At 74.2% G+C, this 10229-nt stretch carries 7 protein-coding genes; 2 read left to right on the forward strand and 5 right to left on the reverse strand.

From position 1 onward, the window contains the following. Positions 1-9: 9 nt before the first annotated feature. Positions 10-807, reverse strand: a complete 798-nt coding sequence (locus ACFRCR_RS12655) for a PspA/IM30 family protein (RefSeq protein ID WP_377677961.1) — start codon at positions 805-807, stop codon at positions 10-12. Between the two features lie 62 nt (positions 808-869). Beyond that, positions 870-2951: a TPM domain-containing protein gene (locus ACFRCR_RS12660; RefSeq protein WP_377677963.1), complete on the reverse strand. Its 2082-nt coding sequence runs from the start codon at positions 2949-2951 to the stop codon at positions 870-872. Between the two features lie 168 nt (positions 2952-3119). Between ACFRCR_RS12660 and ACFRCR_RS12665 the strand changes: the two genes are divergently transcribed. Beyond that, complete coding sequence (locus ACFRCR_RS12665; protein WP_377677965.1) at positions 3120-3896, forward strand: DUF5701 family protein; 777 nt, start codon at positions 3120-3122, stop codon at positions 3894-3896. A 207-nt stretch (positions 3897-4103) separates the two neighbouring features. Here the strand turns inward: ACFRCR_RS12665 and ACFRCR_RS12670 are convergent, their stop codons facing one another. The 3 genes from ACFRCR_RS12670 to ACFRCR_RS12680 form a co-directional block, all read right to left on the reverse strand. Continuing rightward, positions 4104-5771 carry a DNA repair helicase XPB gene (locus tag ACFRCR_RS12670; RefSeq protein WP_138822945.1) on the reverse strand — a complete coding sequence of 556 codons (1668 nt, stop codon included), beginning with the start codon at positions 5769-5771 and terminating at the stop codon, positions 4104-4106. A 48-nt stretch (positions 5772-5819) separates the two neighbouring features. Next, positions 5820-8396 (reverse strand): helicase-associated domain-containing protein, encoded by a 2577-nt coding sequence (locus ACFRCR_RS12675; protein ID WP_377677966.1) that lies wholly within the window; start codon positions 8394-8396, stop codon positions 5820-5822. A 74-nt stretch (positions 8397-8470) separates the two neighbouring features. Continuing rightward, positions 8471-9373 carry an alpha/beta fold hydrolase gene (locus ACFRCR_RS12680; RefSeq protein WP_377677968.1) on the reverse strand — a complete coding sequence of 301 codons (903 nt, stop codon included), beginning with the start codon at positions 9371-9373 and terminating at the stop codon, positions 8471-8473. 72 nt (positions 9374-9445) lie between these two features. On the opposite strand from ACFRCR_RS12680, the gene ACFRCR_RS12685 reads away from it, so the two are divergent. Then, a complete protein-coding gene (locus ACFRCR_RS12685) occupies positions 9446-10105 on the forward strand; it encodes a TetR/AcrR family transcriptional regulator (RefSeq protein ID WP_377677970.1) in 660 nt (219 codons plus the stop codon). Positions 10106-10229 lie beyond the last annotated feature (124 nt).

Raw genomic sequence — 10229 nt, forward strand, 5'->3', positions numbered from 1 at the left:
GGTCGGGGCCTACCAGTTCCCGGACGGGGCGTCCTGCGTGCCGGCCTCGACCGACGTCACCGTCGTGGGCGTGATCTGCGGGGCAGGGGAGGCCCCGCCGCTCTTGAGCGCCGCGAGCCGCGCCTCGACCTCGATGTTCGCCCCTGATGCGTCGAGCTCCTCGAACTGTGCGTCGAGCGAGGACGCGGCGACCTCGGCCTGGCCGAGCGCCTTGGCCTCCTCGCGACGCACCTTCTCCTCGAAGCGCGACACCTCGCTCGTGGGGTCGAGGACGTTGATCGAGCTGATCGCGCCCTGGACGGTCTGCTGGGCCTCGGCGGACTTCTGGCGGGCGACGAGGGAGTCACGCTTGGACTTGAGCTCGCCCAGCTTGCCCTTCATCTGCGCGAGGCCGGTCTTGAGCTTCTCGACGGTATCGCGCTGCGACGCGATGAGCGGCTCGGCCTGGCGGACCTCGCCCTCGGCGGAGATCTGCCGCTGGAGCGCGACCTTGGCGAGGTTGTCGAACTTGTCGGCGCCTGCGGTGTCGCCCGACGAGCGGAAACGGTCGGCCTGCGCGGACGCGGCGGCGGCCTTGTCACCCCACTCGCGCACTGCCGCGACGTCCTCGTTGTAGTCCTGCTCTGCGAGCCGGAGGTTGCCGATGGTCTGAGCGACGGCCTGCTCGGCGTCGGCGATGCTGTTGGTGTAGTCGCGGACGAGCTGGTCCAGCATCTTCTGCGGGTCCTCGGCACTGTCGAGGAGCGAGTTGATGTTCGCCTTGGCCAGCTGGGTGATGCGTCCGAAGATGCTCTGCTTCTCTGCCATCGGTCGTGCCTTCCTGCTCGTGGATGGGGTGCGCGATGCTCGTGCCTGCCGTGCCGTCCGACCTAGAACCGTCCTCCTCTGCTCGAGCGGCCGCCCGAGGACCTGCCGCCCGACGAGCCCCGTGACGAGCGGCCCGACGACCCGCCGAAGCCACCGCCCCCGAACCCGCCTCCGCCGTAGCCGCCGCCGAAGCCGCCTCCCGACCGGCGTCCGCCGCCCCCGCCGCGCAGGATCTGGTCGAGGAGGATGCCGCCCAGGACCATGCCGCCGACGTTGTTGCCACCGCCTCCCGAGCCGCCGCCGAACATCCCCGCGTCGTTCTGCTGGGACTCCCACGCGGACGCGTCGCGCTGCGCGAGCTGTGCCGCGGCCTGGGCGAGCGCGTCGGCCTGCTGGGCCGTGGCGAGCGCGCGCACGGGGTCGGAGGGCTGGAGTGCGCGGGCCTCGCCGAGGTGGCGGATCGCCTCGGACAGCCGCGTGCGGGCTTCGGGCCCGACGGCGCCACGACGGGTCTCGATGAAGTCGTTCGTCGCGCGGACCTGGGAGTCGACGCGCCCGATCGTGTCGCGCAGGAGCGCCGCGGCGCGCGCGGCCTGCTCGGCGCTCGCACGGAACGGTGCCAGGGCGGCGTCGATCGCGGCCTCGGCGTCGGTGAGCCGGCGCAGGGCCGCGATGGGGTCGCCACCGCCGCGTGCGGTCTGTGCCTCGGCCACCGCGGACTGCGCCTCGGTGGCGCGCGCCGACACGGTCGGGTCGGCCGGTGCCAGGCGGGCGGCGTCGGCGATGTCCGCGGTGATCGACGCGACCGCGACGTCGAGGCGCTGGCCCGCCTGCGCGAGGACCTCGCCCGCGGAGTCGATCGCGTCGAGGAGGGTCACGGCCTGCCCGACGGCGTTCTCGGCGGCGCGGGCGTGCGCGACGGCGGACGCCCGGTCCTTGCCCTCGAGTGCTGCACGCCCCGCGGCGATCGCCTCGCGGGCACCTGCGACGAGGTGGAGGACCTGCTGGGGGTTCGCCGAGACGGAGGCGAGCGCTGCCTCCGGGTAGGTCGCGGAGAGCGCGGCGAGCGTGCTGCGGGCCGGAACGACGCGGGCCTCGACCTCGCCCGCGCGACGTTCGACCGTGTCGAGGACCTCGGGGGCGCGGGACTGGAGGTCGCGCAGCTCGTCGAACTGGGCGGACTCGGTGTCGAGCGAACGGGCGACCTCGGTGCACAGCGCGATGATCTGCGCCATCATCGTGCGGGCCTGGGGCTCGGCCTCCGGGGTGTCGTCGTCGAGCTGCTGGCGCAGCGCGAAGGCCTGGGACACCTGCTGCTTGCCCTTCTCGAGCGCGACCTGGAACTCCTGCGTCGCCTCGAGGCCGAACTGGGCCTGCGCGAACCCGAGCTCCTGCTCGGACGTCTTGACGGCGTCGTCGATCGCGACGAGGGCAGAGCTGGCGCGCCGGTCCAGCTCGTCGGTCGGGAGCTGGGCGAGCTCGTCGGCCTCGTCCGGCCCGCCGGGCTTCGCGGCCGTCCCGCGGCGCTTGCTCAGGATCGCGCGGAGCACGAAGAAGCCTGCGATCGCGAGCAGGCCGACCACGAGGGCCACGAGCCAGCCCGAGGCGCCCGAGGACGACGAGCCCGTCGCCTCGGTGTGCAGGGTGTCCGCTGCGGCGACTGCGGCCCCCGCCCAGTCGTCCTGCCTGAGCTGGTCCTCGATCGCCTCCTGGACGGTGTCGAGCGAGGCTTCGGACAGGCCGATGTTGTGGTCGGCCGACAGGTCGTACCGGCGGTCCGTGGTCGCGACGGCCAGCAGGACGTCGTCCCGGCCCAGGCCGGACAGGTTGGCCGTCGAGGTGGCCCAGGTCTGCGCGTCCTGCCCGTCGAAGGTGTCGACGTACACGACGAAGAGCTGGTACGGGGTGTCCTCCTCCAGCCGGTCCATCGCGGTCTCGACCTCGTCGACCCGGTCCCCGAGCACCCCGGCGGGGTCGGTGATCCTGCCCGGGAGGTTGAGCGGCTGCTCGGCTGTCGCGGTGGAGCCGAGGCCGGTCAGGGTGAGCGCGGCGGCGATCCCGAGCGACAGGGCACCGCGGAGGACGGACAGGCGCGCACGGTGCGCCGGGCGGGGGAGTGCAGGGGGAACGGACGACGAGGCCACCTCGTGATCCTTTCCCACGGGTGCGGGTGCCGCAATCGTGAAACGGGACAGCAGGGGCATTTCACCCGCCGTGGTGGTGCAAGGCGCGGGTGTGACGCCACGGATCTCCTGTCGGGAATGTTCGTACGGCGTACCATGTTAGAGGGGGACGTCGACGAGAGGAACCCAATGACGACCACGACGACCATGACGGCCTTGACGCCCGCACGAGCTGCGGCCCCGCCCGCAGCGCCGGCGACGGCACTGCGACCGGGGTCTGCCCTGCCGCCGCTCGTCGACCAGGCCGAGCGGCTGATCGCGCTCGGCGTCCCTGCTCTCGCCGGGCTGTCGGCGGACGAGGTGCGCGACGCCGTCGGGCACCTTGCGCACGATGCACCCGACGGCGGGCTGCTCGCCGTGCATCCCCGCCTCGCCCCGCCGTCCGTCCTCGCACCGCTGCTTCGGCGGGGGGACAAGGAGGGCTTCGTCGTGGTCGACATGGAGGACGTCGACCGCTTCGAGCCCATCGAGGGGCTCACGCTGCCGGAGGGCCCGCTGTACGTCGTGACCGACGTCGACCGCGGCGACGACATGGCGAACTGGTCCCCCGACGAGGCGCTGCCCGAGATCACGCGACGCGACCGCACACCGCTCGTCCTCGTCGAGGGCATCCACTGGGCGCTCCAGGTGCCCGGCGTCGTCGAGCGCAACCACTGCTACATGACGATCGGCTCGCGGCTCCGCAAGGGCCCGGGGCGCCTCGACGCGCGCACCCCCGCGGTGTGGATCTCGAACGGCACCGGCCGCGACGGCAAGGAACGACGCGGCGCGCCCAAGGTCGGCTGGTGCTGGGCGGGCAACCGGCACACCTGGCTCGGCTTCGCGTCGGGAGCGCGTCGCGTCGGAACGCCGACGGGGCAGGAGGACGAACGGCACGGGGCGGACCGTCAGGCAGGCGCGCGGTAGGGGGACGTGTGTGGGTGCACGACGCCCAGGTCCGCTCTTCCGTCGGTCGGACCGGGCGTCGTTCCGTGCCGGGCGGGGGCCGCGCTCCTGCGTCGCGGGACCTCACCCTCTACTGCACGACGCCCAGGTCCGCTCTTCCGTCGGTCGGACCGGGCGTCGTTCCGTGCCGGGCGGGGGCCGCGCTCCTGCGTCGCGGGACCCCACCCTCTACTGCACGACGCCCAGGTCCTCGGCGTCGACGATGCGGTACGCGTACCCCTGCTCCGCCAGGAAGCGCTGCCGGTGCGCCGCGAAGTCCTGGTCCACTGTGTCGCGCGAGACCACGGCGTAGAAGTGCGCGGTGCGCCCGTCCTGCTTGGGCCGCATGATGCGTCCCAGGCGCTGCGCCTCCTCCTGGCGCGACCCGAACGACCCCGACACCTGGATCGCGACGGACGCCTCGGGGAGGTCGATCGAGAAGTTCGCGACCTTGCTCACGACGAGCCGCGAGATCTCCCCGGACCGGAACGCCTCGAACAGCCGCTGGCGCTCGCGCACGGTCGTGGCCCCGGTGATGACGGGCGCGTCGAGATGGTCGCCGAGCTCCTCGAGCTGGTCGAGGTACTGGCCGATCACGAGGACCTGGTCGTCGGGGTGCGCGGCGGCGATCTGCTCGACGACGCGGTTCTTGCCCGCCGCGGTGGCAGCGAGCCGGTACTTGTCCTCGGGCTCGGCGGTCGCGTACGCCATGCGGTCGCGGTCGGACAGCGTGAGGCGCACCTCGACGCAGTCCGCGGGCGCGATGTACCCCTGGGCCTCGATGTCCTTCCAGGGCGCGTCGTACCGCTTGGGCCCGATCAGGCTGAAGACCTCGTCCTCGCGCCCGTCCTCGCGCACGAGCGTCGCGGTCAGGCCCAGGCGCCGGCGCGCCTGGAGGTCCGCGGTCATGCGGAAGATCGGTGCGGGCAGCAGGTGGACCTCGTCGTAGACCACGAGGCCCCAGTCGCGCGCGTCGAGCAGCTCGAGGTGCGTGTAGACGCCCTTCCGCTTGGTCGTGAGCACCTGGTACGTCGCGATGGTGACGGGCTTGATCTCCTTGCGGGCGCCCGAGTACTCGCCGATCTCGTCCTCGGTGAGCGTCGTGCGCCGCACGAGCTCGTCGCGCCACTGGCGCGCGCTCACCGTGTTCGTCACGAGGATCAGGGTCGTCGTCCCGGACTTCGCCATGGCGCCTGCGCCGACGATCGTCTTGCCCGCGCCACAAGGGAGCACGACGACGCCGCTGCCCCCGTGCCAGAACCCCTCGACGGCCTGCTGCTGGTAGGGCCGCATGGCCCAGGGCTTGTCCTCGTGCGCCGGGTCGGTCGGGGACAGGTCGATCGGGTGCTTCTCGCCGTCGACGTACCCCGCGAGGTCCTCGGCGGGCCAGCCGAGCTTGAGCAGGACCTGCTTGAGGTGCCCGCGCTCGGACGGGTGCACGACCACCGAGTCGTCACCGAGCCGGTCGCCGACCAGGCCCGCGGTCCGCTTGGACTTGAGGACCTCGGCGAGCACGGCCTTGTCCGTCGCCTGGAGCACGAGCCCGTGCGTCGGGTGCGCCACGAGCTGGAGTCGCCCGTAGCGCGCCATGGTCTCCGCGACGTCGACGAGCAGCGCGTGCGGCACGGGGTAGCGGCTGTACTCGAGCAGCACGTTGACGACCTGCTCGGCGTCGTGCCCCGCGGCGCGCGCGTTCCACAGCCCGAGCGGCGTGAGCCGGTAGGTGTGGACGTGCTCGGGGGCGCGCTCGAGCTCGGCGAAGGGGGCGATCGCCCGTCGGGCGTCGCCCGAGCGGGGGTGGTCGACCTCGAGCAGCAAGGTCTTGTCGCTCTGCACGATCAGGGGGCCGTCGGCCATGGGCGTCCTTCCGGGTGGTGCGCCGTGTCGTGACGCGGGTGGTGCGGGCTAGTCGTTCGGCGCCCCCGCCGACGCGTTCGTGGTCGCGTCGGTCGACGCGTCCTGGGTGGGGGCGGGGGCGTCGGTGAAGACGCCCGCGATGCGATGGACGGCGACGGTCAGCTCGGCGTCGCGCGCGGGGTCGAGGGCGCGCAGACGGCCGCCCTCCAGGACGAGGGGCTTGACGCGGCGCCGGGTCGGCTGACCGGTGGGGTCGATCGTCTCGAGGACCACGTGGTCGCCCGCGTCGATCGCGTCGCGCAGGAGTCCCAACGCCGCGGGGGGTTCGGTTGTTCCGCGAGGTTCGGGTGCGACGTCCTCACGGGTCGTCGCCGTGGGAGGAGCGGCGAGCGCCGCGTCGTCGGCCGCGCGCAGACGGGGGACGAGCTCGGCGTACCGCTCGCGGCGGGCCGCGGCGTCCTCCTGGTGCACCGCCTGCCCGACGGCGGAGCGCCCCCGGGTGGCCGTGTCCAGCGGGCGTCGCCCGCCCACGCGGGAACGGACCGTGGTGCGGAGCCGCTCGGTGCGCACGACCCGCCCGTCGGGTCCCTCGACGGTCGAGGCGAGACCACGGTCGCGCAGCGCGGCCTGGAGCGTCGCCGCGGGGACGAGCGAGACCAGGACGGTGGGCGCGATGCGGAACAGCGACAGGTGACGCAGCGACGGGTCCTCCACGAGTCCCGTCAGGAGCGCGGCGTCCTCCGCGCGCACGTAGCCCGACGCGCTCCCGACCCGCAGCCGCCCGTGCCGGCGAGCGGTGTCGCGGACCAGGTAGTCGAGGGGTTGGGGGAGCGAGGAGCGCGAGTGGCTCGCGAGGTCGGTCAGCAGGTCGTCCGCGGTGCGGCCGGCGTCGAACGCGCGGGTCAGGGACTCGGGGGTGAAGCGGACCGTGATCGCAGCCCCGCGCGACTCGACCTCGGCGGCGTCCTCCAGGAGCCGCTCGAGCGCGGTGCTCGGTCGGCCCGGGACGATCCCCGTGAGGTCGCCCTGGAGCAGGAGCTCGTCGACCTCGGGCGGCAGGACCGACTCGAGGGCGGTCGCGAGAGTCGCCTCCGCGGACGTGAGCGCGGGCGCGCCCGACCTGCTCGACTCCGCGGGGGCGTTCGTGCGCGCGGCGGGCGTGGCGCCGTCGGGCCGCAGGAGCGCACGGCCCGTGGGGGCGAGCGCCCCGACGCCCGTGACCCCCAGGAGGTGGGCCTCGTGGAGCAGGCCCTCGATCGCCTGGAGCGGAGGGACCGACCGGGGCGACCCCCAGCGCAGGACCGCCAGGAGGTCGCCCGAGGTCAGTGCCGTCCCGGGGCGGTCGGCGAGCGCGGACAGCAGGTCGGAGCGCAGACGCGGGACCCACGGCCGGGTGAGGTCGGGTTCGAGCGCGGCGCGCAGCGTGCCCCGCTCGTCGCGGCTGCCGACGGTCCACGGAGTCCGGCCCGAGCCTGCCCAGGCTGCGGCGAGCAGCGCCCAGCGCGGTGCGAGGGGAAGGTCGAGCCAGTCCTCGCCCGCGACCGTGACGGTGAACGAGGGCGGGTCCTCTCCGTCGTCGACCACGAGACCTGCGGCGAGCGCGAGCTCGGCGACGAACGCGGCCGTCGGCTCCTCGACCTCGAGCGTCGTCGCGAGGCGCCGGAGGTCCCGCACGCCCAGGCCGCCTGCGCGCAGGACGCTCGGCGGAGAGGCCTGCCACAGCGCGAGGAGGTGGGCGACGAGCCGGACCGCGTCCTGCGCCGCGCGAGCGGCCTCCGCGGCGATGGTGTCCTCGGCGAAGTGCGGGGCGTCGGGCTCGGGCGGGTGGGCGAGCGGCCGGGCGTGCGTGCGGCCCTCGCGCAGGACGAGGGCGACCTCGCGCGGCAGGACGACGTGCCGCTCGTCGGACGCGAGCAGGAGACGCTGTCGCAGGAGCCACGTCGTCGCCTCGCGACCCACGGGATCGGCGCGCGGCGCGACGCCCACGGGCGGCCCCCAGGTGAGGGCGTCGAGGATGCTGCGGGCACCAGGTGGCGCGTCCGCCAGGAGGTCGGCGAGGGCGGTCGTCCCGGTGTCGCCCGGGGCGCGGGCGTCGGCCGGCCGGGCAGCGAGGGGGGACGACGGGTCGGAGGGGCCGAGTCCGGCCGGGTAGGGGCCGAGCACCTCCGACAGGCCCGGTGCGACCGCGAGGTCGGTGCGCGGCGACGGGTCGCGGTCCCACAGCAGCGCGGCCTCCTCGAGGTGGGCGAGCGCGGCCCGCACGACCGGGGAGTCCGCGTCGCTCGCGCCGAGCGCGTCGAGGACGCGGTCGACCGTCACGGCCGCGTCGTCGCCAGGTGCGCGGCTCGTGGGTCGTGCCGGGCGGGACGTCGGCGTCCGCGGAGGGGGCTGGTCCCCGAGGACGAGGACGGATTCGAGGACCTGGAGCTCGAGGGCGTCGAGCCGGGCGATCGCCCGGTCCAGGCTGGTACGGCTGGTGGCACGTGCTGCGAGCGAGCGCAGCGTCGACGGCGAAGGAGTGGCCAGGTCAGGGCGCTGCAGCAGCAGCGCGACGAGGTGCTCGTCGCTGCGGGAGCGAAGAGCCTCGGGGAAGGTCCGGCGCGGAGCCGGAGGCGTTGAGGCCATCCGTCCGATGTTACGCGGGTCGGGGGTTCGCCCGCCCCGCGCGACCTCTGCACGGACGGGACGATCGTCGATGTTCAGGGCCCCGCTGCGTGCGCCAGGACGTCCGCGTCGAGGTCGTCGACCGCGGCGAGCCCACCGCGCACGAACGCGGTGAGGGCGTCGAGCGCCACGTCGGACGAGAGGATCGAGGTGTGGCCGGACCCCGAGGTGCGGACCATGGCCGAGCGGCCGACGTGCGCGTCGTGCAGCCGGCGCGCGTCGTGGTCGGGCATGCGCCGGTCGCCCCGGTCGTGCACGACGAGCAGCTCGGTCCCTGCGGGCAGCGGGTGCGCGACCGCGTCGTAGCGGGCGGCGGTCGAGTCCTGGTTCTCGCCCAGCCGCTCGTGGAAGCGCGCCTCGAGCTGCGCCCGGGTGGCGTGGTCGAGCAGGAGCTCGCGTGCGAACTCGGTGAGGAACGCGTCCGGCCCGCCGGCCCCGGACACGACCGCGACCCGTCCGGTCCGCACGGACGTGCGGGCTGCCGTGAGTGCGGCCAGGGCCCCCAACGAGTGCCCGACGATCGCGCGGAAGGGGCCGTGGAGCCGGTCCAGGGCTTCCACCGCGGCGACCCAGTCACGGATGTCGGCCCGACGGCCGGGGGAGCCGCCGTGTGCCGGGGCGTCGAACGACACGACACGGAACCCCTCGGCGACGAGCTCGCGCACCAGGGGTGCGAGCTGGGAGGCCCGCCCGCGCCACCCGTGGAGGATCAGCACGGTGTCCCGGCCGGTGCCCCACTCGTAGGCCACGAGCTCATGTCCACGGACGTCGAGCCGGGTCCGGAGCGCGGCGTGATGGGTGTCGACGTCGGCGTCGCGCACGGGGGCGCGGGGCGTGGTGACGAAGAAGGCGCGGAGCGCGAGGCGCCCCGAGAGGTTCGGTGACAGGTTGCCGAGGGCGCGCAGGGTGCGGCCGAACAGCGTGTACGGCGGGGGCATGGCTCCTCCAGATCAATACGCACGAACGTTCGTTGTGTAGATTACGCGATCGATCGTTCGTATACTAGGGAGATGGCTGATCCCGCTGTTCTCGACGGCAGGCGCGCCCGGGGCGACGCGTCACGCTCGGTCGTGCTCAGGAGCGCGACGGACCTCGCCTCGATCGAGGGCCTCGACGGTCTGACCATCGGCCGTCTGGCCGAGGAGTCGGGGCGCAGCAAGAGCAGCATCGCCACGCTCTTCCACGGCAAGGAAGGCCTGCAGCTCGCGACGGTCGCCGCGGCCCGAGATGTCTTCGTCGCGACGATCGTCGAACCCGCCCGGGCCGAGCCGAGGGGGGTGCGCCGCCTGGTCGCCCTGCTGCGCAACGCCCTGGACTACTCCAAGGACCGCGTCTTCCCGGGCGGCTGCTTCTTCGCCGCGACGTCGGCCGACGTCGACTCCAAGCCCGGCCCCGTCAACGACGCCGTGCGGACGGCTCTCGCCACCTGGTACGGCTACGTCGAGGCCCAGACGAGGGCCGCGGTCGCGGCGGGCGAGCTCACGATCGACCAGGACGAGGCCGAGCAGCTGGCGTTCGAGCTGGTCGCGCTCGACGAGGCCGCCAACTCGCGATCGCTGCTCCTGGGGAGCGACCGCCCGTACGCGCTCGCAGCGGCGGGCATGCGCGCACGCCTGGTGGCCGCCGGCGCGGACACCGCGTTGCTCGACGGGCTCGTCGTCACGGCCTGAGGCCCGCGCGCGTAGCCACGCGCACGGGCGCCCAGGTGCCCGTGCGCGTCAGTCGAAGCTGACGCGCAGGCTCGTGAGGCTGTGGCCGTCCACGACCCGGCTGGAGACTCCGACGGCTCGCAGG

This window comes from Oerskovia sp. NPDC056781 (assembly GCF_042789955.1).
Taxonomy (GTDB): domain Bacteria; phylum Actinomycetota; class Actinomycetes; order Actinomycetales; family Cellulomonadaceae; genus Oerskovia; species Oerskovia rustica.